General features: G+C 64.7%; 27 protein-coding genes. 9 read left to right on the plus strand and 18 right to left on the minus strand.

Annotated elements, in window-relative coordinates:
• The first annotated feature begins 178 nt into the window (after positions 1–178).
• Positions 179–1,378 (plus strand): MFS transporter, encoded by a 1,200-nt coding sequence (locus ACODR6_RS01680; protein WP_489020291.1) that lies wholly within the window; start codon positions 179–181, stop codon positions 1,376–1,378.
• 64 nt (positions 1,379–1,442) lie between these two features.
• Here the strand turns inward: ACODR6_RS01680 and ACODR6_RS01685 are convergent, their stop codons facing one another.
• The 9 genes from ACODR6_RS01685 to ACODR6_RS01725 form a co-directional block, all read right to left on the minus strand.
• Positions 1,443–1,874: a Ros/MucR family transcriptional regulator gene (locus ACODR6_RS01685; RefSeq protein WP_112389884.1), complete on the minus strand. Its 432-nt coding sequence runs from the start codon at positions 1,872–1,874 to the stop codon at positions 1,443–1,445.
• A gap of 438 nt (positions 1,875–2,312) precedes the next feature.
• Positions 2,313–2,645, minus strand: coding sequence for a monovalent cation/H(+) antiporter subunit G (gene mnhG / locus ACODR6_RS01690; RefSeq protein WP_112719267.1), 333 nt, complete (start codon positions 2,643–2,645; stop codon positions 2,313–2,315).
• Complete coding sequence (locus ACODR6_RS01695) at positions 2,642–3,004, minus strand: cation:proton antiporter (protein WP_489020294.1); 363 nt, start codon at positions 3,002–3,004, stop codon at positions 2,642–2,644. The genes mnhG and ACODR6_RS01695 overlap by 4 nt, the downstream gene beginning before the upstream one ends.
• A complete protein-coding gene (locus ACODR6_RS01700) occupies positions 3,001–3,474 on the minus strand; it encodes a Na+/H+ antiporter subunit E (protein ID WP_112719168.1) in 474 nt (157 codons plus the stop codon). The genes ACODR6_RS01695 and ACODR6_RS01700 overlap by 4 nt, the downstream gene beginning before the upstream one ends.
• Positions 3,471–5,024, minus strand: coding sequence for a Na+/H+ antiporter subunit D (locus ACODR6_RS01705; protein ID WP_489020296.1), 1,554 nt, complete (start codon positions 5,022–5,024; stop codon positions 3,471–3,473). Before ACODR6_RS01705 ends, ACODR6_RS01700 begins: the two co-directional genes overlap by 4 nt.
• A 209-nt stretch (positions 5,025–5,233) precedes the next feature.
• Positions 5,234–5,614: a Na+/H+ antiporter subunit C gene (locus tag ACODR6_RS01710; RefSeq protein WP_413711215.1), complete on the minus strand. Its 381-nt coding sequence runs from the start codon at positions 5,612–5,614 to the stop codon at positions 5,234–5,236.
• On the minus strand, positions 5,611–6,030 hold the full coding sequence (locus tag ACODR6_RS01715) for a Na+/H+ antiporter subunit B (RefSeq protein ID WP_130278746.1): 420 nt from the start codon (positions 6,028–6,030) through the stop codon (positions 5,611–5,613). The genes ACODR6_RS01710 and ACODR6_RS01715 overlap by 4 nt, the downstream gene beginning before the upstream one ends.
• Positions 6,031–6,214: 184 nt before the next feature.
• Positions 6,215–8,581 carry a putative monovalent cation/H+ antiporter subunit A gene (locus ACODR6_RS01720; protein WP_489020298.1) on the minus strand — a complete coding sequence of 789 codons (2,367 nt, stop codon included), beginning with the start codon at positions 8,579–8,581 and terminating at the stop codon, positions 6,215–6,217.
• Positions 8,582–8,639: 58 nt separating this feature from the next.
• Complete coding sequence (locus ACODR6_RS01725) at positions 8,640–8,879, minus strand: hypothetical protein (protein ID WP_130278748.1); 240 nt, start codon at positions 8,877–8,879, stop codon at positions 8,640–8,642.
• 187 nt (positions 8,880–9,066) lie between these two features.
• Between ACODR6_RS01725 and msrB the strand changes: the two genes are divergently transcribed.
• On the plus strand, positions 9,067–9,477 hold the full coding sequence (msrB, locus tag ACODR6_RS01730; RefSeq protein ID WP_112719174.1) for a peptide-methionine (R)-S-oxide reductase MsrB: 411 nt from the start codon (positions 9,067–9,069) through the stop codon (positions 9,475–9,477).
• Positions 9,478–9,481: 4 nt separating this feature from the next.
• Here msrB and ACODR6_RS01735 read toward each other — a convergent pair whose 3' ends face one another.
• Together ACODR6_RS01735 and ACODR6_RS01740 are read right to left on the minus strand one after the other, a co-directional pair.
• On the minus strand, positions 9,482–9,991 hold the full coding sequence (locus ACODR6_RS01735) for a P-loop nucleotide/nucleoside kinase family protein (protein ID WP_489020300.1): 510 nt from the start codon (positions 9,989–9,991) through the stop codon (positions 9,482–9,484).
• Entirely contained in the window at positions 9,988–10,494 is a 507-nt protein-coding gene (locus tag ACODR6_RS01740) for a GNAT family N-acetyltransferase (RefSeq protein WP_449096478.1), read from the minus strand. Before ACODR6_RS01740 ends, ACODR6_RS01735 begins: the two co-directional genes overlap by 4 nt.
• A gap of 127 nt (positions 10,495–10,621) precedes the next feature.
• On the opposite strand from ACODR6_RS01740, the gene ACODR6_RS01745 reads away from it, so the two are divergent.
• A complete protein-coding gene (locus ACODR6_RS01745; protein WP_489020302.1) occupies positions 10,622–11,098 on the plus strand; it encodes a hypothetical protein in 477 nt (158 codons plus the stop codon).
• On the opposite strand, the gene trhA is transcribed toward ACODR6_RS01745, so the two are convergent.
• Together trhA and ACODR6_RS01755 are read right to left on the minus strand one after the other, a co-directional pair.
• Entirely contained in the window at positions 11,099–11,761 is a 663-nt protein-coding gene (gene trhA, locus ACODR6_RS01750; protein WP_112719178.1) for a PAQR family membrane homeostasis protein TrhA, read from the minus strand.
• Between the two features lie 94 nt (positions 11,762–11,855).
• On the minus strand, positions 11,856–12,266 hold the full coding sequence (locus ACODR6_RS01755; protein WP_112719193.1) for a universal stress protein: 411 nt from the start codon (positions 12,264–12,266) through the stop codon (positions 11,856–11,858).
• Between the two features lie 281 nt (positions 12,267–12,547).
• Here ACODR6_RS01755 and ACODR6_RS01760 point away from each other — a divergent pair, with 281 nt between their 5' ends.
• A complete protein-coding gene (locus ACODR6_RS01760) occupies positions 12,548–13,408 on the plus strand; it encodes a VOC family protein (RefSeq protein ID WP_489020305.1) in 861 nt (286 codons plus the stop codon).
• Positions 13,409–13,426: 18 nt separating this feature from the next.
• Here the strand turns inward: ACODR6_RS01760 and ACODR6_RS01765 are convergent, their stop codons facing one another.
• A complete protein-coding gene (locus ACODR6_RS01765) occupies positions 13,427–13,915 on the minus strand; it encodes an HIT family protein (RefSeq protein WP_489020307.1) in 489 nt (162 codons plus the stop codon).
• Positions 13,916–14,052: 137 nt separating this feature from the next.
• Here ACODR6_RS01765 and ACODR6_RS01770 point away from each other — a divergent pair, with 137 nt between their 5' ends.
• The gene (locus ACODR6_RS01770) at positions 14,053–14,319 is read left to right on the plus strand and encodes a DUF2277 domain-containing protein (protein ID WP_112719191.1); all 267 of its coding nucleotides are present in this window, start codon (positions 14,053–14,055) and stop codon (positions 14,317–14,319) included.
• 124 nt (positions 14,320–14,443) lie between these two features.
• Positions 14,444–15,784, plus strand: coding sequence for an NAD(P)/FAD-dependent oxidoreductase (locus tag ACODR6_RS01775; protein ID WP_489020309.1), 1,341 nt, complete (start codon positions 14,444–14,446; stop codon positions 15,782–15,784).
• Here ACODR6_RS01775 and ACODR6_RS01780 read toward each other — a convergent pair whose 3' ends face one another.
• Both ACODR6_RS01780 and ACODR6_RS01785 read right to left on the minus strand, forming a co-directional pair.
• Positions 15,785–16,279 carry a GNAT family N-acetyltransferase gene (locus ACODR6_RS01780; RefSeq protein WP_489020311.1) on the minus strand — a complete coding sequence of 165 codons (495 nt, stop codon included), beginning with the start codon at positions 16,277–16,279 and terminating at the stop codon, positions 15,785–15,787.
• Positions 16,280–16,335: 56 nt separating this feature from the next.
• Positions 16,336–17,265 (minus strand): AraC family transcriptional regulator, encoded by a 930-nt coding sequence (locus ACODR6_RS01785; RefSeq protein ID WP_203429346.1) that lies wholly within the window; start codon positions 17,263–17,265, stop codon positions 16,336–16,338.
• 97 nt (positions 17,266–17,362) lie between these two features.
• Between ACODR6_RS01785 and ACODR6_RS01790 the strand changes: the two genes are divergently transcribed.
• Positions 17,363–18,358 carry an aldo/keto reductase gene (locus tag ACODR6_RS01790; protein ID WP_489020313.1) on the plus strand — a complete coding sequence of 332 codons (996 nt, stop codon included), beginning with the start codon at positions 17,363–17,365 and terminating at the stop codon, positions 18,356–18,358.
• On the opposite strand, the gene ACODR6_RS01795 is transcribed toward ACODR6_RS01790, so the two are convergent.
• On the minus strand, positions 18,336–19,277 hold the full coding sequence (locus ACODR6_RS01795) for a LysR family transcriptional regulator (protein ID WP_112719188.1): 942 nt from the start codon (positions 19,275–19,277) through the stop codon (positions 18,336–18,338). The genes ACODR6_RS01790 and ACODR6_RS01795 overlap by 23 nt on opposite strands.
• A 154-nt stretch (positions 19,278–19,431) precedes the next feature.
• Here ACODR6_RS01795 and ACODR6_RS01800 point away from each other — a divergent pair, with 154 nt between their 5' ends.
• A complete protein-coding gene (locus ACODR6_RS01800) occupies positions 19,432–20,937 on the plus strand; it encodes an MFS transporter (RefSeq protein WP_489020315.1) in 1,506 nt (501 codons plus the stop codon).
• A gap of 3 nt (positions 20,938–20,940) precedes the next feature.
• Here ACODR6_RS01800 and ACODR6_RS01805 read toward each other — a convergent pair whose 3' ends face one another.
• Positions 20,941–22,104, minus strand: a complete 1,164-nt coding sequence (locus tag ACODR6_RS01805) for an MFS transporter (protein ID WP_489020317.1) — start codon at positions 22,102–22,104, stop codon at positions 20,941–20,943.
• A gap of 81 nt (positions 22,105–22,185) precedes the next feature.
• Between ACODR6_RS01805 and pdxR the strand changes: the two genes are divergently transcribed.
• Positions 22,186–23,712 (plus strand): MocR-like pyridoxine biosynthesis transcription factor PdxR, encoded by a 1,527-nt coding sequence (gene pdxR / locus ACODR6_RS01810; protein ID WP_489020319.1) that lies wholly within the window; start codon positions 22,186–22,188, stop codon positions 23,710–23,712.
• The last annotated feature ends 27 nt before the right edge of the window (positions 23,713–23,739 follow it).

The following is a 23,739-nucleotide window of genomic DNA, read 5'->3' on the forward strand; positions in this document are numbered from 1 at the left end:
ACATCGCCAAAAGGACTCGAGATAGAGATCTCTCATCTCTCATCTCTCATCTCTCATCTCTCATCTCTCATCTCTCATCTCTCATCTCCACCTCCCTCCCCCTCACCCACCCTCCCTTGTCATCAAACCGATACACTTCACTTGCTAATGATTTGCAATTGCAGACCGGACACCATTGATGACCGAAGACCATACCGAGACCAGTATTCTCCTTCCCCTCGCCGTTCTCTCCATCGCCCAGCTGATCGGCTGGGGCGCGGTCGGGTTCCCCGCCGTCGCAGCGCCGCAGATGGCGGCGGATCTTCAGATCGGGATGCCTGAAGTCTTTGCCGGGACGACGGTGTTCTATGTGATGATGGGGGCGTGTTCGGCGTTGTTGTCGCGGGTGTTTGCGAACCTTGGGGCGCGGGCTGTGATGATTGCCGGGACGGCCGGGTCGGCGGCCGGGCTTCTTCTCCTGTCGCTGGCGCATTCGCCGGCCGGCTATTTCCTGGGATGGCTGATCATCGGCGCCGCGGGCAGTGCCAGCTTGACGACGCCGGCGCATATCCTGCTCAACGAGATTGCCGGGCGCAAGGCGGCGCGGGCGATCGGTACGCTGATGCTGGTGACCGGCCTGTCGAGCACGATCTTCTGGCCGCTCACCTCGTTTCTGCAGGCGGAGATCGGCTGGCGGGGCGCCTGCGCGGTCTATGCGCTTGTCACGGCTCTCGTCTGCCTGCCGCTCTATGTCTTCGGCCTGCCGCGCAGACGCATCGAGGCGGCCCCTTCAGGCGTGGCGGCGGCGCCCGTTGCGGCGCGCAGCCATGACCGGACTTTCGTGCTGATCGTGGCGGCGATCGTCTTCAATGCCTTCATCACCTATGGCTTCAGCTCGGTGCTGATCGAGCTCTTGAAAGGCGAAGGCCTCAGTGCCGCGCAGGCGCTGACCTTCGGCTCGGCGCTCGGCATCATCCAGATCGCGGCGCGCGGTGTGAATTTCGTCGCCGACAACAAATGGGATGGGGTGGCGATCGGCATCGGCTCGTCGGCGATGCTGTGCCTGTCGCTGTTGATCCTGCTTGCCGTGCAGGGTTCACCGGTCGCGGTCGGCATCTTCCTCGTGCTTTACGGCACGAGCAGCGGTGCGCTGGCAGTGGCGCGCTCGACGATCCCGCTGGTGTTCTACGACAAGGGCGAATTCGCCAGGGCGCTGTCGCGGATCGCGCTGCCGCTCAACTGGATTTCGGCCGCCTCGCCGCCCGTTCTCATCTGGCTGATGAGCAATTACGGCAACGGCGCGGTGCTGTCACTCTGCCTGTTCTGCTCGCTCTCGGCCATCGTCATGCTCTGCCTGCTGCGTGGGCGGCGGCCGGTTGAGGCGGCGCTCGCGGCATAGCGGCGTCCGGAAACGAAAAAAGCCGGGCGGGAGCCCGGCTCTTGGCATCGACAGCGCGCTGATATCAGCCGCGGCCGCGCTTGCGGCGCTGGCCGAGACCCATCTCCTTGGCGAGGCGCGAGCGCGCTTCGGCATAGGCGGGAGCGACCATCGGATAGTCGGCGGGAAGATCCCACTTTTCGCGGTATTCTTCCGGCGAAAGGCTGTGATGGGTCATCAGGTGGCGCTTCAGGGACTTGAAGTTGCCACCGCATTCCAGGCAGGTGATCTGCTCGTCCTGAACGGACTTGCGGACAGAAACAGCAGGCTTCTGCTTTTCTACGATCGCTGCGGCGGGTTGAGGTACGGACGTGTTGCTAAGGGCGGAATGCACGTCGGAAATCAGATTGGCCAAGTCGGTGACCGGGACTACATGATTGCTGACATAGGCCGCTACGATATCGGCCGTCAGCTCTACCAGCAATTCCGGCCCAGTGCCGGTCGCGGTATCCGTCATATTTTGTTTCTCCTGTTCGCATGCATGGATGATCTATGCTTCGAGAAGCAAAAAGATCGCCTTCGTAGAGGCTAACAGCAGAAGTCCAGCCTAAGGCAGCATGTCCTAAAACGCGAATCCACCCCTAGATTCTTGCCGCCGAATTCTGTCCCAATACTGCCTGAATCCGAATCATACCGTCGCACTCTTCGACCGCAGCCCTAATTAGACATTGGATATCAATGTTAAGGATGGAAAAGCGAAACGATTCTAATTCGAAATCAGAACTCTACTTGCAATTCAATTATCATCGTTTTACCGAAAGTCCAATTCTTATTTGCGTGATTTCTACGTAAAAAATCGACGCACATTAAGATTTTGCAAGCAAGCACCCGACTTTAGTCCATAAGCGAAGGCAAAATTTGCGTAAAACTGCTTAACGCCCTGTATTTTATACTCTCATCGTTTGCGCATCTCATCACGTACGGAACCGTCCCACAATTTGTGCCCGGTCGCATGCGCGGCCTTCGCCAGGAGGTGCGCGGCAACCGGAGCGGTCAGTAGAAGGAAGACGATGCCGGCTAGCGCTCGCGCAAAGATTGCAAATTCCCCGGAATAGGTGCCGGCCGCCAGAAGCAGCAGTCCGGAACCGACTGTGCCAGCCTTGGACGCCGCGTGCATGCGCGAATAGAGATCAGGCAGACGCAGCACGCCAATCGCCGCGGCGAGCGCGAAAAAGGCGCCGCCGAGCATCAGAAGCGAGACGAGGATCGCGATCGCATAATCCATCAACCTGCCCTCCCGGGCTTGGCGGTCTTGCGCTTCGTCTTGCCCTTGGGCTTGGACTTTTTGACGGCGGGCGGCGCCTGCTGCTCGCCGCGCGACAGCACGAAGCGGGCGAAGGCGACGGTGGCCAGGAAACCGACGAGGCCGAGCGAGATGGCGATGTCGATATAGAGCGTGAAGCCGGTCTTGACCGCGACCACGGCGATGAAGCCGATGGCGATGCCGGTCAGCATATCCAGGCCGACCACCCGGTCCGATAGCGTCGGCCCGGCGATGATGCGCCAGGCGGTCAAGAGCAGCGCCAGGCCGAGGACGGCGAGCGCGACATTGGCGGCGAGCGCGACGATGGCTGACGGTTCCATCAACGGAAGGCCTCCATGATCTTGCGCTCGAAGCCCTCGGCGATCGCCTTGCGGGCGGCCTGCGGGTTGGAGCAGTCGAGCGCGTGGACATAGAGCGTGCGGCGGTCGTCGCTGACATCGACGGAGAGCGTGCCGGGCGTCAGCGTGATGAGATTGGCGAGCAGCGTGATCTCGAAATCGCGGTCGACGGTGAGCGGAAAGGCGAAGATGCCGGGCTTGATATCCATTCTGGGCTTCAGGACGGTGAGCGCCACCGTCCAGGCCGAGAGCGCCAGTTCCTTCAGGAAGAGCAGTGCCAGAGACAGGATGCGGCCGGCGCGGAAGACATAGGCGCCGCGGCCGATCGACTGGCGCACGATCGCGAGCGCGATGGCGCCAAGCACGAAGCCGAGCAGCAGATTGTGCGGCGAGGCGCTGCCGGAGACGGCGGCCCAGGCGATGGCGAGCAGCAGATTGAAGAGGAAGGCGATCATGGCACGCCTCCGGGGAAGACGGAGTGGATATAGGCGGAGGGATTGGCGAGGCTTTCGGCCGCTGATTGCGTCAGCGACAGGAGCTGTTCCGGCAGGATGCCGAAGGCGACGACGAGCGCAGTCAGGAGCAGCAGCGGCACGGTCATGGTCCAGCCGATTGCGGCGGGCGCGGCCGCCTCGCCGGCCGGGCGCCAATAGGCGAGCAGGAAGACGCGGCCGAAGCAGATGGTGGTGAGGAAGCCGCCCACCAGCAGCGATGCCGCCAGCCACCAGGCGCCGACATCGAGCGAGGCCTTGACCAGCATCAGCTTCGGCCAGAAGCCGGAGAATGGCGGCAGGCCGGAGGCGGCGAAGAACAGGATGAGCGAGACGGCGGCAAACCAGCCGCGCGCCCGGTAGAGCCCGCCGAGCGACGCCAGCGAGAAGCTGCCGCCGAGACGCCCGGCAATGCCGGCGGCGAAATAGAGCGCCACCATCAGCACGATCGAATGCAGCGCATAGAAGATCGCGCCGCTGACGCCGCCCGGCGTGCCGATGGATATGCCGACCAGCATGTTGCCGATGCCTGAAATCACGACATAGCCGAGCAGGCGGCGGATATCGGTCTGCGCCAGCGCGCCGAGCGCACCGGCGAGTGTCGTTGCGGCGCCGAGCACGGCGATCAGCAGGCTGAGTTCTTCCCGCTCGACCGGCATCAGCATGACCATGACGCGGATCAGCGCGTAGATGCCGACCTTGGTGAGCAGGCCGGCGAACAGCGCGGAAACGACGATGCGCGGCGTGTGATAGGAGGCAGGCAGCCAGAAATTCACCGGGAAGGCGGCGGCCTTCATGGCGAAGGCGAAGAGGAAGAGTGCGGCGAGCGTCACCAGCGGCGCGCTGTCGCGCAGGCTTGCGGCCTTCTGCGCCACGTCGGCCATGTTGAGCGTTCCGAAGATGGCGTAGAGATAGCCGACGGCCGTCAGGAACAGCGTCGTGGCGATCAGGTTCAGCACCGCATATTTCATCGCGCCGTCGATCTGCCGGCGCTCGGAGCCGAGGATCAGCAGGCCGAAGGACGAGATCAGCAGCACCTCGAACCAGACATAGAGATTGAAGACGTCTCCCGTCAGGAAGGCGCCGCTGACACCGGCCATCAGGAGAAGCAGCAGCGGGAAGAAGCCGAAACGGCGATGCCCGGCATCGGTATCGGCAAGCGCATAGAGGCTGCCAGCCAGTGCTGCGATCGCCGCCGCAAGCGCCATCAGCGCCCCAAAGAGATCGGCGGTGAAGGCAATGCCGAACGGCGGCAGCCAGCGGCCCATCACCATGGTGACCGGCCCTTCGGCGACGACCTTCTGCAGCAGCATCGCGTCGATGACGACAAGGGCCGCGAGGCCGATCACGGCGATCGGGGCGTGGAGGCGGACATGGGCGCGCAGCGTCAGCAGCAGGGCGCCGAGGACGATGCAAAGCGCGACGGGGAGTATGACCAGCCAGTGGCCTGCCGGAACGGGGGCGGTGAGCATGGCGGTGGAGAGGTCGGCGATCGGTGTCGTTGGAGCGGCCATTTAGAGGGTGGCTCCCTTTGACGTGGTTGGGGTGGTACCCCCCTCTGCCCTGCCGGGCATCTCCCCCACAGGTGGGGAGATTGGCTGGGCGCGCCCGCTCGCTCCACCTTTGATGATTGGCGAGAAGCGGACCACGAGTCGATCTCCCCCCTTGTGGGGGAGATGCCCGGCAGGGCAGAGGGGGGTAACCACGCACACAACGCCCATCATCAATACCCCACCGGCGGAACCGGCTCGTCGCGCGGCTCGGCAAGCCGCATCTCGTCGGTATTGTCGGTGCCGATATCCTGATAGGCGCGGTAGGTCAGCACCAGCAGGAAGGCCAGGAAGGAGAAGGAGATGACGATCGCCGTCAGGATCAGGGCCTGCGGCAGCGGATTGGCAGCGCCCTGCGGCAGCGTGTCGAGACCGGCGGGGATGATCGGCGGCACTTCGCGGGTCAGGCGGCCAGCGGTGAACAGCAGCAGGTTGACGCCGTTTCCGAGGATGGCGATCCCTAGCATGATGCGGATCGAGAATTTCGACAGCATCAGATAGATGGCGGCGGTGAAGAACAGCCCGGAGAGAATGGCAAGCAACGGCTCCATCATTCCACCTCCCTTTCCTCGAGCGTCAGGGCAATGGCGGTGATGGCGCCGAGTACGACGAAATAGACGCCGAAATCGAACAGCATCACCGAAGAGAGCGGCACCTCGACGCCGAGGATCACAGGGTAGATCCAGAGCCCGGTCATGAAGGGCACGGCGGCGAAGATGGAAATCAGGCCGGCAACCGAGGACATTAAGAGCCCTGCTCCGGCGATGGCGAGCGGGTGGAACCGGATGGCGCGGCGCACCGCCGGGACACCATTGGCGATACCATAGATCGCGAGCGCCGAAGCTGCGATCAACCCGCCGATGAAGCCGCCGCCCGGCTCGTTATGCCCGCGCAGCAGGATGAAAACGGAGAAGAGCAGCATCAGGGCCGTGAGGAACGGGGCGATGGTGCGAAAGATCAGCGTGTTCATGGGCGAGCCTCCCTGTTGCCTTCCCTTCTCCCCTCGGGGAGAAGGTGGCCCGCAGGGTCGGATGAGGGGGCCATGCGGTAAAACGGTTGTGGACGAGATGGTGCGCGCCGAGCCAGCGGCCCCCTCATCCGCCCTATCGGGCACCTTCTCCCCGCTGGGGAGAAGGGAGAAACTAGCCTCACCATCACGTCCCCCTCCCCGGTTGTTTCGGATCCGGCGGCGCCAGTTTGCGTTCGGTGCCGGCGCGCATGCGGATGAGGGCGATGATGGCAAGGGCGGCGATGGCGACGACGGCGATTTCGCCCAGCGTATCGGTGCCGCGGAAGTCGACGATGATGACGTTCACGACATTGGTGCCGTGGGCGATGGTCTTCGAATAGGTGTTGAAGAAATCCGAGAGCACCGTGTCGAAGCGGCCGGAGGTGGCGCGGAGCAGGAGCAGCGTCAGGCCGAGGCCGCAGGCGAGCGCGATCGTGGCATCGAGAAGCCGCTGGCCGCGCGGGCGGCGGTCGGTCGGCGACAGCCGCAGCCGCGTCATGACGAGGGCGAGGATGACGACCGCGAGCGTCTCGACCATGAACTGGGTGAAGGCGAGATCGGGGGCGCCGAACATCAGGAAGATCAGCGCGACCGAGAGCCCCTGAATGCCGAGCGCGGCGATCGCCGTCAGCCGGTCGCGGGCGGTCAGCACGGCGGCAAGGCCGATCACCGCCAGCAGCAGCAACGCCCATTCATGCAGCCGGACATGATCCGGCCAGGCGATGCCGGTGGGCAGTTCGCCATAGAGATAGAGCGGCACAAGCAGGATGGCGGCAAGCAGGATGAAGGTCGCCGTCACATAGATTTCCAGGCGCCCAGGCTGCAGGATGCCGGTAATGCGGTGCGCCAGGCGCACGAGGCCGGAGATGAAGATGTCGAAACCCGTATCCGGGCCGGGACCGGCAGCGCGGAAGAAGGCATCGGCGAGACGGCGGCTGCGATCGAGCTGGAAGTAGATGACGATGCCGAGCGCGATGGTCAGCACCGACAGCAGCAGCGGCACGCCGACATGCGGCATCAGCGAAATGGTGATCTCCACCGGCCGGTGCTCGACGGCCGAGGCCATCGGCGTCGAAATATAGCGGTGGGCGGAGGCGGAGAAGATGGCGGCGACAAAGCCGAGCAGCGCCAGCAGAGCCGGGCCGATCCACAGGAGAACCGGCGCCTCATGCGGCGGCTTCGGGGTTTCCGAGCGTTTACCGATGAAAGGCTTCAGGCCGACGGCGAAGGCGATCGCGAACATCAGCGCGTTGCCGAAGACGGCGACCGATGTGAAGACGATCGAGCGCAGGTCGCCGATCGCCAGCGCCGCATAGATCTCCTCCTTGGCTAAGAAGCCGAAGAAGGGCGGCAGGCCGGCCATCGAGAAGGCGGCGGCAAGGGCGGCGGCGCAGGTCAGCGGCATGGCCGAGGCGAGACCGCTCAGCCGGGTGATATCGCGCGTGCCGGTCTCATGATCGAGAATGCCGGCGACCATGAAAAGCGCGCCCTTGAACAGCGAATGGGCGACGAGATAGAGCACCGCCGCCTCGATGGCATATTCCGAGCCGAAGCCAGTGAGCAGCACCAGCAGGCCGAGCGAGGAGACGGTCGTATAGGCGAGCTTCAGTTTCAGGTCGGTCTGGCGGATGGCGAGCGCGGCACCGGTTGCCAGCGTCATGCCGCCGAAGAAGGGCAGCAGGATTTCCCATGCGGGTGTTTCGCCGAGCAGCGGATGCAGGCGCAAGAGCAGATAGACGCCTGCCTTCACCATGGTTGCAGAATGCAGATAGGCGGAGACCGGCGTCGGCGCTTCCATGGCGTTCGGCAGCCAGAAGTGAAACGGAAACTGCGCCGACTTGGTGAAGGCGCCGCCGAGGACGAGGAGCAGTGTGGCCAGATAGAACGGGCTCTCGCGCATCAGATCGCCTGCTTCCATGATCAGCGACAGCTGGGTGACGCCCGTGATGTTCCAGATGAACAGCAGGCCGGCGAGCAGGCAGAGGCCGCCGCCGCCGGTGACGACGAGCGCCTGCAGAGCAGCCCTTCGCGCCGCCTCGCGCTCGTGGTCGAAGCCGATCAGCAGGAAGGAGGTGATCGAGGTCAACTCCCAGAAGATGAAGAGCATCAGGAAGCTGTCGGAGACGACCAGCCCCAGCATCGAGCCCATGAACAGGAAGATGAAGGAGAAGAAGCGGCCGTGATCCCGGTGCCCCTTCAGGTAGCCCCCGGCATAGAGCACGATCAGCGTACCGATGCCGGTGATCAGCAACGCGAAGGTGAGCGACAGCCCGTCGAGAAACCAGGAGAAGCTGAGATTGTAGCCGGGCACCCAGACATAGCCGCCGGTCGCGACTTCACCGGCAGCGATCTCCGGCAGGAAACCGAGGAAATGCAGGAAAGAGAGCAGCGGGAAGAGCGCCAGAAGCCAGGCGGCATTGGCGCCGAACAGCCTGACGGCGAAGGGTGCGGCAAGGGCGCCGATGAACGGCAGGCACAGGGCAAGAAATGTCAGACCCGTGACACCGGCCATATGCTCTCCTTGATGGAAACCCCTCGGAAATCCGGAAAACCGGATGCGTTTCCAAGACCTAGGTCAATCGGCGCCGGGCCTCAAGCCTTTTCGGGATGGGTGCACAGGCAAAGCGCGGGCCGAGAGCGGCATGCACCAATGGCGCGAGGAGGATCAGCGGCCAGACGATGCAGGCGGCAAGGCCGGCGATCCGCGATGGCGTGTAGCGATCATGCTCCGCCCAGCCTTCCAGAAAGGTGATCAGAAAACAGGCGGCCGAGATGGCGGCGTAGATTGCGAATGCGAGGATGGTCAGCACGTCGAAGCCCCCCCTGGTACTCCCCGTTGCAAGGAGAATACCGGAGAAGCGCCAACGCCCGCAAACCGGCAAAACGGACTAAAGCTTTCAGGCTATAGACGCATCACTCTTGATACCGCCCAATTTCCGCTCCACATTCGCGGCGTCGGAAAATCTGTCTTCTTTGGCGCCGAAGGAGCAAGCCCCCATGCCCGATATCGACATTGCGAAGTTTCACAGGACCGATGACGAGTGGAAAGCACAGCTGACACCCGAGCAATACCGCATCACCCGCCATCACGGCACCGAGCGGGCCTTTACCGGGCCTTATTGGGATAGTTTCGAGACGGGGCTCTACAGCTGCGTTTGCTGCAACGAGCCGCTGTTCCGCTCCGATACCAAATTCGATGCCGGATGCGGCTGGCCGAGCTATTTCGAGGCCGTATCGCCCGAGGCGATCACCGAGCACCGCGACACCACCTATGGCATGGTGCGCACCGAGATCCGCTGCGCCAATTGCGACGCCCATCTCGGCCACGTCTTCCCCGACGGACCACCGCCGACAGGGCTGCGCTACTGCATCAACGGGCACGCGATGGTGTTCGAGGCCGGGCGGTAGAAGCTCAGCTGCCGCGCAGGCGCTGGAGAACGATCGCCGCAGCCTCGGCGATCGGCAGGTTCGATGTGTCGAGGATTTCGCAGCCCGCAGAAACGGCCTCGCGGCGCAGGAAGGCGGCCCAGTTCATCATGTCGTCATTGGCGAGTTCGGGCTGGTCGCGATCCGAGGCCAGGCGGTGGCGCCTGGTCGCGTCGTCGCAATCGACGAGGATGATGTGGCAGGCAAGGCCCATGGCGGCAGCGGCATCGACGACGAAGCCGATGCGCATCTGGCCCTCGAACAGGACCGGGCGGCCGGGCTGCATGGTGCCTGCAATGCGCGCCATCCATTCCGCCGTCATCGCCTGCTGCCAGCCGGCCGGCGAGCCGAACAGCGCGTTCATTTCCTCGACGGGCGGCACGCCGATCGAATCGAAGAAGCGGATGTCGATGTCCGCGCCATCCTCGGCGGCGATCAGATCGGAGATCGCGGTCTTGCCTGCGCCCGAGGCGCCTGTGAGGACGACGAGGGTCAATTCGGCACCCTCAGTTCCATGAAGGTCAGGTCCAGCCAGCGGCCGAATTTCTTGCCGACTTCGAAGAAGGTGCCGCCATTGCGGAAGCCGAGCTTTTCGTGGAGGGCGATCGATGCCGCATTGTTGGCCTCGATGCCGGCGATCATGACGTGGATGCCGTTTTCACCGGCACGCTTGATCAGCGCCTGCATCAAAAGCTTGCCGATGCCGGCGCCCTGATTATCCTTCTCGACATAGACGGAATGCTCGACCGTGTGGCGGAAGCCGTCGAAGGCGCGCCAGTCGCCATAGGAGGCGTAGCCGGCGATCGCGCCATTGCGCTCGGCGACCAGAACCGGAAAGCCCCTCGCCTGCCGCGCCTTGAACCATTCGATGCGGTTGTCGAGATCGACGACCGTCTCGTTCCAGATCGCCGTCGTGTGCTCGACGGCGTGGTTATAGATATCGCGGATCGCGGCAAGGTCGGCTTCGGTGGCGTCGCGGATTGTGACGGCGTCGGTCATGTCTTCTTCCATTTCGGCAAAATATAGGGCAGCGATACGCTGGCACCCAGGCGATGTAAACCCGATAGATTTGCCGCGACCGGCGGCGCGGTTTGCGCTAGTTTCCGGCGGCTGACCGGAGGATCCGATGCGCCTGTCCCTTGCTTTGCTGCTGCTTCTCGCCGCCTCGCCTGCGCTGGCCGCCGACTGGAAGCCCTATGCCAATCCGCGCTTCGGCTATGTCATCGACCTGCCCGGCGATTTCGCCGCCGTCAGCGAGGCCGACAATGGCGACGGCATGACGCTGCAATCGAAGGACGGCAAGGCGAAGCTTCTGGTCTTCGGCGCCAATCTCACCGAAGAGAATTTCGCCGCCGATACCGCCAGGCGCAAGCAATCCGACAGGGATGCCGGCTGGGCGATCTCCTACGACAAGTCGGACAAGGGCCGGGCCAGCTATTCCGGCACGCGCAAGGACCGCATCCTCTATGTGCGCGCGGTCTCGCTCTGCCAGGGCGCCGGCGGCTATTTCGTGCTCGATTATCCCAAGGCCGATGCGAAGCTCTACGATCCCATCGTCGCGCATCTCGTCAAGACGCTCTCGGGACCGCCGCACTGCCGCTGACTAAAGCGCGCTCATGCTGAAACAGGTGAGCACCGCCGAATAGTGGACGGCGGCGGCGGCGACGACGAAGCCGTGCCAGATGGCATTCTGGAAGCGCAGCTTCTCCCAGACATGGAAGATGACGCCCGCCGAATAGATGAGGCCGCCGATGACGATCAGCAGCATCGAGGCGAAGGGGATGCGCGAGGCGACGGGCTCGGCCACCAGCACGCCGCTCCAGCCCATGGCGAGATAGAGCAGGATCGCCAGCTTGTCGTAACGCCCGGGAAAGACGCATTTCAGGAGAATGCCGACGATTGCCACGACCCAGATGCCGATCAGCATCGAAAACAGAAGCGGATCGTCGGAGCCTCTTTCGAGGAAAGGCGTATAGGTGGCGGCGATCAGGATGAAGATCGAGGAATGATCGAGCCGGCGCAGGAACCATTTGGTGCGCGAAACAGGCCAGGCATTGTAGGTGAAGGAAATGCCGATCGTCATGACGAGCCCGATGCCATAGACCCAGGCCGCGGCCAGCTCGCCATGCGAACTCCAGACGGTGGCATAGAAGATCAGCACCGTGGCGCCGACCAGCGCCAGCGCCAGCCCGACACCATGAACGATGCCGTCAGCGATCAACTCGTATTTGTCATAAGCCCAGCGGATCCCGTTGAACTCTGCCATTGCGCACACCCGTTTCTGTTGGCGCCAATGCTGGCATCGAATGGGTATCGGCGCAACCGGTACCAAGGTGTTAGGTGGTAGCCGAACGGCTCCCTTACCTATCCACCAGCACCGAGCATTTCGCATGCCGCACCACGCGGTCGGCGGTGGCGCCGATGAAGTAGTTGGAAAAATCCGGAATATGCGAGGCGACGATGATCAGGTCGGCGCCGTGGGTTTCGGCGGCCACCAGAATGCCGTTGGCGGGCGGGCCGCGGCCGATCTCGATGCTGGCGGGGATGCCGGTCTTCAGACGCAGGGTTTCCAGCCGCGCCCGGCCGTCCTTCATGGCGTTCTCGACGAGTTCGGCCGGAAGGTCGATCGCCACATAGGTCGGCACGTCCTCGACGACATTCAGCAGAATGATCTCGCCGCCTTCGTCGAGCAGCGTCGCCGCCTTGCGCAGCGATTTCTCGCCGCGGTCGATACTGCCGATTTCGATGGGAACGAGGATTTTCTTGTACATGATCTGCTCCGGTATGAACTGCATCCACTCTACCGGAGGATAGATAAGGCGCTTTGATACGGATCAAGCGGCAGCGCCCGCCGCGTCAACAGATGTTGAACGATTTATCCGCAAAAACCCGTCTTCTGCGAACAATCGGAATGCGCCATATAGGATGCAAGTACAGCGGCCGAGGGGACCATGAGATCATGAACCGGCGAACATTCCTCGAGCTTGCCACAGGCGGCGCCTTCGCCGCCACCGCCGGTACACCTTCGCAACCGATGGCAGGAGAGAGACCGATGACATCTGAGACTTCCTACGCGCTGACGCGCCCTGCCCATGTCGGCCATTCGCATCTGGTCGTGAAGGATCTGGCCGCCGTTTCCGGCTTCTACCAGTCGATGCTCGGCCTCAAGGTGATCGAAAAGACCGCCAGCGGCGAAGTCCTCGGCGTTGCCGGCCTGCCGCTCCTGACGCTGACGACCGACAGCAACGCGCAGACCGCGCCGCGCAACGCCGCCGGCCTGTTCCACACCGCTTTCCTGATGCCCGACCGCACCGAGCTCGCCCGCTGGCTGCGCCATGCTGCGCATAACAATGTCGTGCTCGAAGGCGCGTCCGATCATCTCGTCAGCGAAGCGATCTACCTTTCCGACCCTGAAGGCAACGGCATCGAGATCTATGCCGACCGCCCGCACGACGTCTGGAAATTCCATCAGGACGGCCAGGTCGAAATGGCCACCAACCGCCTCGACCTCCAGGCGCTCTATGAGAGCGCCCCTGATGATCGCTGGAACGGCATGGCCGACGGCACGGCGATCGGCCATATCCATCTGCAGGTCGGCAATATCCCGGAAGCCGACGCCTTCTATCGCGACGTCCTCGGCCTGAAGATCATGGCCCGCTATCCCGGCGCCAGCTTCTTCGCCACCGGCGGCTACCACCACCACGTCGCCGCCAACATCTGGAACAGCCGCGGCGCCGGCACCCGCAGCGACAGCATGACCGGCCTTGCCGACTACGCGCTGCACTTCAACGACAAGGCGGCCCTCGACACCGCCAAGACCGCACTGGACAAACTCGAGATCAAGGCAGAAGCCCGCGACGGCGGCGTGTTCCTGCGGGATCCCTGGGGGATCGGGCTGACGCTGACGGCGTGAGGGCCTCGCACCTTGCCTTCAGAACTGAAGGGTCCGGCGCAGGATCGAGATCGTCTCGGCCACCGGCGGACCCTTGATCGGCGGCGGGTCTTTCCGCTCGCAGAACTCGCGCCAGACGAAAAGCGTCAGCTCCGCGCCATCGGTCGGCGTCTCCCCCGGCCCATCCGCGAAGCGCTCGAGCACCCGGTAGCGCGCATCGCTCCAGAAGAGCTCCTCGACCCAGCCATAGATCGGGATGGCGTGAAAATGGATCGGATAGCCCGGCGAATGCCCGTAGCGGCCGATATAGACCCGCTCGGCGCCGAGGATATCGCTCAACGCTCGCTGCACCTTGGCAAAAACCATCCCCATCGCACTCAGCGCGTCGGCGGATAGGTCGCTCAGACTGCTCGTATCGGCAGTCGAACTGATCATCAGATAGCCTGGCAAGGCCGAATTGATCCGGTGGTTGACGCTCCAATCGGAAGTCCCGCCGATGAGATAGTCTGAAGGGATGGCGCTGGTCATGCCTGAGCTTAACAGGCTGTCCGCTCAGACTGAAAGCCACCCGGGACACCCGATCCGTTGCAATTGCCGCCGATACCGCTAGCTTCCCCTTGTACCGCGCGTCTTTCGCGGGTGCCGAGACGAGGAGGATGCGGGCCATGTGCCGGAATATCAAACCGCTGTTCAATTTCGATCCGCCGGCCACGGAGGCGGAGATCCATGATGCGGCGCTGCAATTCGTGCGCAAGCTGAGCGGCAGCAACAAGCCGTCGAAGCGCAACGAAGCGGCCTTCGAACATGCCGTGCAGTCGATCGCCCGATGCGCCGCCGAACTGCTGGAGTCGCTGGAAACCTCGCAGCCGCCGCGCGACCGTGAGGAAGAGGCAGCCAAGGCGAAAGCGCGCTCGGCGCTGCGTTTCGCCTGAGGAAAGCAATGTGCCGCAAAGATCGTTCCGGGCACTGCCAAAACGCAGCATAACCATGCTTGAACGGATGCTAACGGAAGGCTAGGGATCGGCTGACACTCCTCATGCAGCAAGATCCTCCCTGATGTTTCCCTTCTCCGAAGCCGATCCTGTCAACCATTCCAGCCCCGTGCCTGAAAGCTCGGAGGTCGTCATCGTCGGTGGCGGGGTGATCGGCGTCAGCACCGCGCTCTTCCTTGCTGCGCGCAATATCCAGGTGACGCTTCTGGAAAAGGGCCGCATCGCCGCCGAGCAGTCGTCGCGCAACTGGGGCTGGATCCGCAAGCAGGGCCGCGATCCCGACGAGTTGCCGATCGTGATCGAAGCCTGCCGTCTGTGGCAGCAGCTTGCGGAAGAATGCGGCGAGGAAATCGGCCTCCGGCGGACCGGCGTCACCTATCTGGCCCGCACCGACAAGGACATGGCGAAATTCGCCAAGTTCATGCAGATCGCCGCCGCCCATGATCTCGATACCCGCCTTCTCGATAGCGCAGAGGTCGCCTCAAGGATCGGCGGCATGGCGCGCCGCTATGCCGGCGCGATGACGACGCCCTCGGATATGCGGGCCGAGCCCTGGCTCGCCGTTCCGGCGCTGGCGCGGCTTGCCGCCCGCAAGGGTGTCAGGATCATCGAAAACTGCGCCGTCAGGGCGCTCGATACCGCAGGCGGCCGCATCACCGGCGTCTGGACCGAGAGCGGCAGGATTTCGACATCGACGGTATTGGTTGCAGGCGGCGCCTGGTCGTCGCTGTTCCTGCGCAGGCACGGTGTCTCGATCCCGCAGCTCAGCGTCCGCGCCACGGTGGCCGCGACGGAACCGCTGCCGGAATTTCATGCAGGCGCGGCGATCGAGGACGACATCGCCTTCCGGCGCCGGCAGGATGGCGGCTATACGCTGGCGCCGGGCGGCAGCAACCTGCTCTTCGTCGGCCCCGATGCCTTCCGCAATGCCACCAGATATCTCCCGGCGCTGCTCGACCATCCCTTCGGCACGCGCTATCTCCCGGCCGCCCCCGCGGGTTTCCCCGACAGCTGGTCGACGCCGCGCGACTGGACGCCTGACAGCAAGAGCCCCTTCGAGCGCATGCGCGTCCTCAATCCGGCACCCGGAGCGTCCGATCTCGCCTCGATCAGACGCGGCTTCACCACACTCTTCCCGCAATTCAAAGACTTGCGCCTGAAGACGGCCTGGGCAGGGATGATCGATGCCATGCCGGACGTCGTGCCTGTCGTCGATCGCATCAGTGCCATCGGCGGCCTGTTCGTCGCCACCGGCATGAGCGGCCACGGCTTCGGCATCGGCCCGGGCATCGGCCGCGTCATGTCCGATCTGATCCAGGGCAACGACACCGGCCACAAACTCGACCGCTTCCGCTTCTCGCGCTTCTCGGATGGCAGCCCGATAAGGCTTGGTCCGGCGATCTGATCAGAGCTCCACGACCATCTCGTGCCAGGCCATGCCGCCGTGATCGGAGGCGGAGGGCCGGGTGTAGCGATAGCCCATCCTGGCATAGAGCGGCACATGCGCCTCCTTGCACATCAGGTGGATGGTCTTCTTGTCCATCGCCTTCATCCGCGCGATGAAATGCTGCATCAGGAGCTTGGAATAGCCCTTGCCCTGTTCGGCGGGGTCGACGACCACGGACATGATGACGGCGTTGGGCGCCGCGGGATCATGCCCGACCAGCTCCTTGAACGCCTCGTCCGACATGACGACCTCGAAGGCGCAGCCGCTATTAATGAAACCGGCGATCTTGCCGTCCGCTTCGAGAATGACGAAGCCCTCGGGATAGAGCGCGATCCGCGTCGCGATCTTCTCCAGCGTCGCCGCCTCGTCGCCCTCATAGGCCGACGTTTCGATCTCGAAGCATCGCGCGGCATCGTCAGGGGTGGGCTGGCGGAAGGAGATTTCAGTGGGCATCGCGGCATCCATGTTTGACTGCCGCAGCCCTATCATGCGCGGATCGCCCCGTCAGCCTATTCCGCTGCCACGGCCATGGCCCGCGTGTCGTTCCGGTAGAATTTCGGGGCGCGGCCGGTGACGCGCTTGAAGGCGTTGGAGAAGGCGCTTTCGGAGGTGTAGCCGAGCGTGCGGGCGAGCGTCGCGACCTGTACGTCGTCTTCGCGCAGCGAGCGCTCGGCAAGCCGCATGCGCCATTCCGTCAGATAGGCGAGCGGGGCGATCCCGGCCACCTGCTTGAAGTAGACGGCGAAGGTGGTGCGCGACATGGCGGCGGCGGCCGCGAGTTCTTCCAGCTGCCAGGCGCGGCCGGGCTCGGCATGCATCAGCCGCAACGCCGGTGCGATGCGGCGGTCGCTGACGGCACGCAGCAGGCCGGCGGCGAGCGAACCGGCGTGATCGAGATGCGCGCGCAGCAGCTGCACGAACAGCAGTTGCGCCAGCTGCGCCGAGGCGACCGAACCGCCCGGCAGGTCCGCCGTCTGTTCCGAAACGATCTGCGCCACCACCCATTGCAGCACGGCCGCCTGCGGCGACCCGGCCTTCGCATGGATGAAGGGCGGCATGACATCGGTCAGCAGCGCGCCGCGCTCCGGATCGAGCCCGGCATGGCCGCCCATGATTTCGACGTCAGTCTCTTCGGTGATCTGCTTGACGCGGCCCTCGAAGGTGGCAAACAGCGGCTTTGCCTCGACCGGCGTGAGCGACAGATCGGTCGAGAGAACGAAATCGCGGGTGGTGACCAGGAAGGTATCGCCGGCTTCCAGCCGCACCGGCCCGGCGCCGCCCTCGACATCCAGCCAGCAGCTGCCCTTCAGCAGCGCATAGAACTTGATCTGCTGCGGCCGGAACTGCAGCGACCAGGCGCCGCCGATCTTGAAGCCGCCGGAAATGACGGATTGCGCATTGGTAAGCGTCAGCAGGTCGGAAAAGGGATCGTTCGACATTCTCGAATTTTCGCGCATGTAATCGGAATTTACAAGTATTTGAAATTCGGCCGTCCGGGCGCAATCTCCAGGCGCAATCACGAATGGAGAATGCATCATGAGCCTCAAGAAGCGCAAACTCGGTAGCCAGGGTCTGGAAGTCTCGGAAATCGGCCTCGGCTGCATGCCGATGAGCCAGTCCTATGGCCCGGCCGATCAGGACGAGGCGATCCGCGCGCTGCACCGGTCGATCGATCTCGGCTGCACCTTCTTCGACACCGCCGAAGTCTATGGACCACACACCAACGAAGACCTGCTCGGCCGTGCCTTCAAGGGCCGCCGCAGCGAGGTGACCATCGCCACCAAGTTCGGCTTCAAGATCGTCGACGGCAAGCAGGTGCCCGGCGAAGTGACCAGCCACCCTGATAATATCCGCAAGGCGGTCGAGGGGTCGCTGAAGCGGCTGCAGACCGATCATATCGATCTCCTCTACCAGCACCGCGTCGACCGCACCGTGCCGATCGAGGATGTGGCGGGCACCGTCGGCGAGCTCATCAAGGAAGGCAAGGTCAAGTATTTCGGCCTGTCGGAAGCCGGTATCGCCAACATCCGCAAGGCCCACGCGGTCTTCCCGGTGACGGCGCTGCAGAGCGAATATTCGCTGTGGGAGCGCAATCTCGAGCCGGAGATCATCCCGGTGCTGCGCGAACTCGGCATCGGCCTCGTGCCCTTCTCGCCGCTCGGCCGCGGCTTCCTGACCGGCAAGGTGATGCGCGCCGAGGAATATCCGGAAAACGATCACCGCCATAACGACCCGCGCTACCAGGGCGAAAACTTCGACGAAAACGTCAAGGCCGCCGAAGTGGTCCACGCGATCGCTCGCGACAAGCAGGCGACCCCGGCGCAGATCGCGCTCGCCTGGCTGCTGCACAAGGGCGACGACGTCGTGCCGATCCCCGGCACCAAGCGCCAGAGTTACCTTGAGGAAAATGTCGGCGCCGCCGCCATCGCGCTCACCGCCGCCGACATGAAGAGCCTCGACGCCGCGCTGGCACCGGAGAAGGTCTCCGGCGACCGCTACGCCTCCTGGATCATGCCGACGGTCGACCGGTAACCGAAAGGCCGGGCGCTGCGGGTTCGTCGCAGCGCTCGGCAAACAGCGTGTCGATCAGGTAGTCGACCAGCACCCGAACCTTCGGCGACAGGTGCCGGTTCGACGGCCAGATCACATGGAACTGGCCGGGGCCATCGATATGCTCGCCGAGCACGCTGCGCAGCGTCCCATCGGCAAGCGGCCGCCGCGCCAGAAAATCCGGCATGCAGCCGATGCCGAGACCGGCAAGCACGGCGCCACGCAGCGCCTCCATATTGTTGCAGGTCATCAGGCCGGGTGGCGCCAGGGCCGCGCCGCCTGCCTCCATCAGCGGCCAGTCCTGGATCTTGCCGCTGTTTGGAAAGCGGAAGCGGATAGCGAGATGACCTGCCAGATCCTGCGGCACCTCAGGCGTGCCGTGTTTTTCGAGATAGCTTGGCGCGGCGCAGAGCAGCATCTGGAATGGCCTGAGCGCCCGCGACATCAGCCTCGAATCCTGCAAATCGCCGCTGCGGATCGCCACGTCGACGCCTTCGTCGATCAGATCGACGATGCGGTCGTTGAAATCGAGATCGAGCTCGACTTCGGGATAGCGGCGGATGAATTCCGGCAGCACCGGCAGCAGCAGATGGTAGCTGACCAGCGGCGCGCTGAGCCGCAAGCGGCCGCGCGGCGTCGCCACCGCTGCCGCGAGCGAGGCCTGTGCATCCTCGAGATCGTCGAGCACGCGGCGGCAGCGCTCGTGGAACAGGCGGCCTTCCTCCGTCAGCCGGATGCTGCGCGTTGAGCGCTGGAAGAGGCGCACGCCAAGCTGCTTCTCCAGTGTCGTCACCGCCTTGCCGACTGCGGATGCCGACAGGCCGAGCACGCGGCCCGCGGCAACGAAACTGCCGAGATCGGCGGTTCTGACAAAGGCCGAAAGCCCGCTCAGCTGATCCATCTCATTCCATCCATTCGAGCGAATCTTTCCATTATGCCAGGAGAGATAGGGCGCTTATCGCATGATTGAAGCGAATTTATCCTGTTTGTGTTGCCGCCGATAGACCTCCCACCTCAAGGCGGCACGCCCTCTCTTTCGAACAGGCGGAAAGCTCATGACCAAACCTGACATGTCCAAGCGGATCCTGGCGCTCGCCGGCATCTGCTCTGCGGCGGCGGCAATGCCGCTGACCTTTACCGGCCCCGCGGTGGCGCTTCCGGCGATCGCCCATTCGCTCGGCGGCAGCCCGATCGCGCTGAACTGGGTGACGAACGCCTTCATGCTGACCTTCGGCAGCAGCCTGATGGCGGCGGGAACGCTGGCCGATACCTATGGCCGCAAGCGGCTGTTTCTCAGCGGGCTCACGGCCTTCCTCATCTTCTCCGTCATGCTCGCCTTCGCCCCCGATATCCTCTGGTTCGATGTCCTGCGGGCGCTGCAGGGGCTGGGGGCGGCCGCGACCTTCTCCAGCGGCATGGCCGCATTGGCGCAGGAATTCGAGGGCAATGCGCGGATGCGGGCCTTCAGCATCGTCGGCGCCAGCTTCGGCGTCGGCCTCGCTTTCGGGCCGATCGCCTCCGGGCTGACGGCCGAGAGTTTCGGCTGGCGGTCGATCTTCGCGCTGGTCGCGGCCCTCGGCCTGATCGCCTTCGTGCTCGGCGCAAACTTCCTGCATGAAACCCGCGATCCCGATGCGGCCGGTCTCGATTGGCCGGGCGCCGCAAGCTTCACCCTGGCGCTGGCACTCCTGACCTACGGCGTGCTCCTGGCCCCGGAGCAGGGCTGGGCGAGCTTGCCGGTTGCGGCGCTGCTTGCAGGCGCCGCAGCGCTTCTCGTCGCCTTCTGGCGGATCGAGCGCAGCGTCGCCCGCCCGATGCTCGACCTCTCGCTGTTCCGCTATCCGCGCTTCGTCGGCGTGCAGCTGCTGGCGGCCGCACCCGCCTATGCCTTCGTGGTGCTGCTGATCCTGCTGCCGGTGCGCTTCGTCGGCATCGACGGTATGAGCGAGGTTCAGGCCGGTCAGATGATGGTCGCGCTTTCCGGGCCGCTGCTGGTGCTGCCGGTCGTCGCGGGCATGCTGACCCGCTGGTTCTCGGCGGCGGTCATCTGCAGCGGCGGCCTGCTGATTTCGGCGGGCGGTCTGTTCTGGCTGTCGGCCACGCCGTCCTCCGATCCGACCCTGCTGATCGCGCCGCTGATGATGATCGGCACCGGCATCAGCCTGCCCTGGGGCCTGATGGACGGGCTCGCCGTCAGCGTCGTGCCGAAGGAACGGGCCGGCATGGCGACCGGCATCTTCAGCACCACGCGCGTTGCCGGCGAAGGCGTGGCGCTGGCGGTGGTCAGCGCCGTGCTCTCGGCCCTGATCGGCACAAGGCTCGGCGGCGATGGCGCCGCAGCCGCAGCGCAGCGGCTGGTAACCGGCGATCTCCGGGCCGCTGGCACATTGATCCCCGGCGTGACCGGCGAGGCGCTTGCCGCAACCTATGCCCAGGCCTTCAGCTCGCTTTTGGTGCTGCTTGCGGGCGTCACGGTCTTTACCGCCGTCGTCGTCATCGCCTTTCTCGGTCGCCGGCCGGCGGAGACGGCAGAGGCCGCCTGCGCCAGCCCCGCGGAGTAAGGCTCACGCCGCCTGCACCCGGCGCAGGCCGATGCTGGCGGCGATGGCGAGTTCGGCCAGCGCTGCGGCGAGCAGGATCGAGAGAAAGATTTCCCGGCCGAGATGGACGAGCACCCATCCGCCCACGGCCGGGAAGCCGAAGATGCCGACGAAATAGGACATCACGAACCAGGTCAGCGCCGCATGGCGATAGCGCGGTTCGGTGTTGTTGACGGCCCAGGTCTGGATCACCGAATAGACGAGACCATAGCCGATGCCGGTCAGGATCGCCGAGACGATCTGGAAGGCCGGATGAAGGCCGACGCCGAACATGGCGGCGACGCCGAGGCACATCGAGGTCAGCAGAGCCGAGGCGAGCTGCGCCTGCGGCAGCGTCGCCAGGAAGCGGGCAAGCAGCAGCCGGGCGGCAACGACGGTGACGGCATAGACGGCGAAGAAGGTTGCGGCGGTCGCACCCGTGCCCGCGACCAGCGATGACTGGAAGGTCAGCAGGCCGGAGAATACGCATGCGCCAAGCGCCACCATCAGGATCGGCCTGATCGAGGCGCTGCGGGCAATCACGCCGATATCCCGCACCCAGGGGCGCAGTGCCGATGTTCGCTCACCGCCCGGTGCCATCGAGCCGAAGATCCACAGCAGCAGCGAAGCGGCAAGGCAGGCAGCGCCGACAAGCATGAAGGTCGCCTCGACCGAGAGCCCGGCCTCGCTCAGCACCAGATTGAGAATGACCGGACCACCGCCGATGCCGGCCATCTGGAAGGCGCCGAAGCGGGTGAACCAGAAGCCGCGATCGGCGTCGGTGACGCGCTCGGACAGCGCCATCGGCGCGCCGATATAGAACATTCCCCAGCCCAGCCCGATCAGGAAGCCGGAGACGAGCGGCAGGCCGAGACCGGCGCCCGCGGCAAAGGCGAGCAGCAGGAAGCCGAGCGCCACGGCAGCGCTCGCCATCGCGCTCATCCGCGCCGCGTCGATCCGCCCCGAAAGCCAGCCGACCAGCGGCACGCCGGTAAAGGTCCCGGCCATGGCGGCGGCAAGCGTCAACCCGGTATCGACATCGCTGCCGCCATGGGCGCGGTAATAGGCCGAAAACAGGAAGGTGGCGCCATAGCCTGCCGCAGCAAGCATGGTGCCGGTGAAGAGAAAGGGTGCAGCAGAGGGACGCATGGGCATTTCCGGAGAGCGGTTGAAAGTGGTCCGATAAAAGTGAATAATCGAAGATATATCCAGAGCCACTTCGAGCCAGCCATGCAAGCCACTTCACCCCGCAGGACCAGTGCCCCGAAGACCAGCGCCCGCACCCTGCGCCGCGAAAGCGCCGCCGCCGGCTTCCTGCCGGATATCGACGCGTCCTCCTCCGTTCCCGCCGTGCGCCAGCTCTATCTGCAACTGCGTGACGGCATCGTTGCGGGCGTGCTGCAGCCGGACCACCGGCTGCCCTCGACGCGGACGGCAGCATCGGAATGGTCGCTGTCGCGCGGGCTGATCGCCGAAGCTTATGAGATGCTGATCGCCGAGGGCTATGCGGAGGGGCGGCATGGCTCCGGCACCTATGTCGCCTCCGGCCTGCCGCCGATGCCATCAGGAAGCCCCGGCGCACGCGAGGCGGCCGATAACAGCGCGCGGCGCGGCATCTCGACGGCGGCGCGGCTGGCGATGCGAACCGATCTTGCACCGCCCGCCCAGGTGGCCTTCGCCACCGGCCGGGTGATCCATGACGAGCGCACCGCCGGGCTCTTGAAGCGGCTTGCCCACCGCCATATCGATTATGCCAGCGACCGTTACCGCGATCCGCAGGGCGAACTTTCGCTGCGCCAGGCGGTGGCAGCCCATCTTGCGGCCTCGCGCGGCGTGCGCTGCGATCCCGGCCAGATCTTCATCACTTCAGGCACGCAGCAGGCGCTGGATTTCGCCATCCGCGTGCTCGTCTCGCCCGGCGAAACCGTGATGATCGAGGATCCCTGCTACCCGCCGGCGCGGCTCGCCTTCCTGCTGAACGGTGCCGCGATCACCGGCCTGCCTGTCGATGGCGAAGGCCTGATCACCGAGCATCTGTCGCTCTACGACGGCCCGGCACCGGCGGCGATCTACGTGACGCCGTCACATCAATATCCCTCCGGCTCGGCTTTGCCGCTGGCACGGCGGCTGGAGCTGCTTTCCTTCGCGCAGGCCCGCGGCAGCTGGATCATCGAGGACGATTACGACAGCGAATTCCGCTACGAAGGCCACCCGATCGCCTCGCTGCAGGGCCTCGATGCGACGCGCCGCGTCATCTATGCCGGCACCTTCAGCAAGGCGCTGCTGCCGGGCTTCCGTGTCGGCTATCTGATCGTCCCAGACGATCTCGTCGCCGCCTTCCGCGCCGTGCGCCCGATCATCGACCGCTTCCCGGCGCCGCTCCACCAGCTCATCGTCGCCGATTTTTTGAATGAAGGCTATTTCCCCGCCCATCTGCGCCGCCTGCGCGAAAGCCACCGCGCCGCCCGCGACAATCTCGCTCTCCTGTTGAAGGATCGGCTCTCCGAACACCTGATCGCCCCTGTCCCCGAACAGGGCATCCACTACACCGTCCGAAGCACGGGTACATGGACGGATGACCGGGCGCTCGCCGAGGCGGCGCTGAAGGGCGGCGTGGTCGTCATCCCGGTATCGCCGATGCATGTCTCCGCCTCCAGCGAGCCGCGCCTGCTGCTCGGCTTCTCCGGTTTGACGGCTGCCGAGGCGGATGTGGCGACCGCGCGGCTGGCGAAGGTGTTTGCGAGCGTCGCAAAATAGCGCGCAAAACGAAACAGGCGTTGACCG

Source organism: Rhizobium sp. FG96 (assembly GCF_057808655.1).

Excerpts from the sequence above, each read along its gene's own strand:
- ACODR6_RS01705 (WP_489020296.1), bottom strand. The coding sequence starts at position 5,024 with ATGGCCGCTCCAACGACACCGATCGCCGACCTCTCCACCGCCATGCTC.
- ACODR6_RS01780 (WP_489020311.1), bottom strand. The coding sequence starts at position 16,279 with ATGCCCACTGAAATCTCCTTCCGCCAGCCCACCCCTGACGATGCCGCG.
- ACODR6_RS01790 (WP_489020313.1), top strand. The coding sequence starts at position 17,363 with ATGAGCCTCAAGAAGCGCAAACTCGGTAGCCAGGGTCTGGAAGTCTCG.
- ACODR6_RS01765 (WP_489020307.1), bottom strand. The coding sequence starts at position 13,915 with ATGACCAGCGCCATCCCTTCAGACTATCTCATCGGCGGGACTTCCGAT.
- ACODR6_RS01700 (WP_112719168.1), bottom strand. The coding sequence starts at position 3,474 with ATGATCGCCTTCCTCTTCAATCTGCTGCTCGCCATCGCCTGGGCCGCC.
- ACODR6_RS01760 (WP_489020305.1), top strand. The coding sequence starts at position 12,548 with ATGACATCTGAGACTTCCTACGCGCTGACGCGCCCTGCCCATGTCGGC.
- msrB (WP_112719174.1), top strand. The coding sequence starts at position 9,067 with ATGCCCGATATCGACATTGCGAAGTTTCACAGGACCGATGACGAGTGG.
- ACODR6_RS01740 (WP_449096478.1), bottom strand. The coding sequence starts at position 10,494 with ATGACCGACGCCGTCACAATCCGCGACGCCACCGAAGCCGACCTTGCC.
- ACODR6_RS01770 (WP_112719191.1), top strand. The coding sequence starts at position 14,053 with ATGTGCCGGAATATCAAACCGCTGTTCAATTTCGATCCGCCGGCCACG.
- ACODR6_RS01715 (WP_130278746.1), bottom strand. The coding sequence starts at position 6,030 with ATGAACACGCTGATCTTTCGCACCATCGCCCCGTTCCTCACGGCCCTG.
- ACODR6_RS01775 (WP_489020309.1), top strand. The coding sequence starts at position 14,444 with ATGTTTCCCTTCTCCGAAGCCGATCCTGTCAACCATTCCAGCCCCGTG.
- ACODR6_RS01680 (WP_489020291.1), top strand. The coding sequence starts at position 179 with ATGACCGAAGACCATACCGAGACCAGTATTCTCCTTCCCCTCGCCGTT.
- ACODR6_RS01685 (WP_112389884.1), bottom strand. The coding sequence starts at position 1,874 with ATGACGGATACCGCGACCGGCACTGGGCCGGAATTGCTGGTAGAGCTG.
- ACODR6_RS01785 (WP_203429346.1), bottom strand. The coding sequence starts at position 17,265 with ATGTCGAACGATCCCTTTTCCGACCTGCTGACGCTTACCAATGCGCAA.
- ACODR6_RS01720 (WP_489020298.1), bottom strand. The coding sequence starts at position 8,581 with ATGGCCGGTGTCACGGGTCTGACATTTCTTGCCCTGTGCCTGCCGTTC.
- trhA (WP_112719178.1), bottom strand. The coding sequence starts at position 11,761 with ATGGCAGAGTTCAACGGGATCCGCTGGGCTTATGACAAATACGAGTTG.
- ACODR6_RS01795 (WP_112719188.1), bottom strand. The coding sequence starts at position 19,277 with ATGGATCAGCTGAGCGGGCTTTCGGCCTTTGTCAGAACCGCCGATCTC.
- pdxR (WP_489020319.1), top strand. The coding sequence starts at position 22,186 with ATGCAAGCCACTTCACCCCGCAGGACCAGTGCCCCGAAGACCAGCGCC.
- ACODR6_RS01745 (WP_489020302.1), top strand. The coding sequence starts at position 10,622 with ATGCGCCTGTCCCTTGCTTTGCTGCTGCTTCTCGCCGCCTCGCCTGCG.
- ACODR6_RS01800 (WP_489020315.1), top strand. The coding sequence starts at position 19,432 with ATGACCAAACCTGACATGTCCAAGCGGATCCTGGCGCTCGCCGGCATC.
- ACODR6_RS01755 (WP_112719193.1), bottom strand. The coding sequence starts at position 12,266 with ATGTACAAGAAAATCCTCGTTCCCATCGAAATCGGCAGTATCGACCGC.
- ACODR6_RS01805 (WP_489020317.1), bottom strand. The coding sequence starts at position 22,104 with ATGCGTCCCTCTGCTGCACCCTTTCTCTTCACCGGCACCATGCTTGCT.
- ACODR6_RS01710 (WP_413711215.1), bottom strand. The coding sequence starts at position 5,614 with ATGATGGAGCCGTTGCTTGCCATTCTCTCCGGGCTGTTCTTCACCGCC.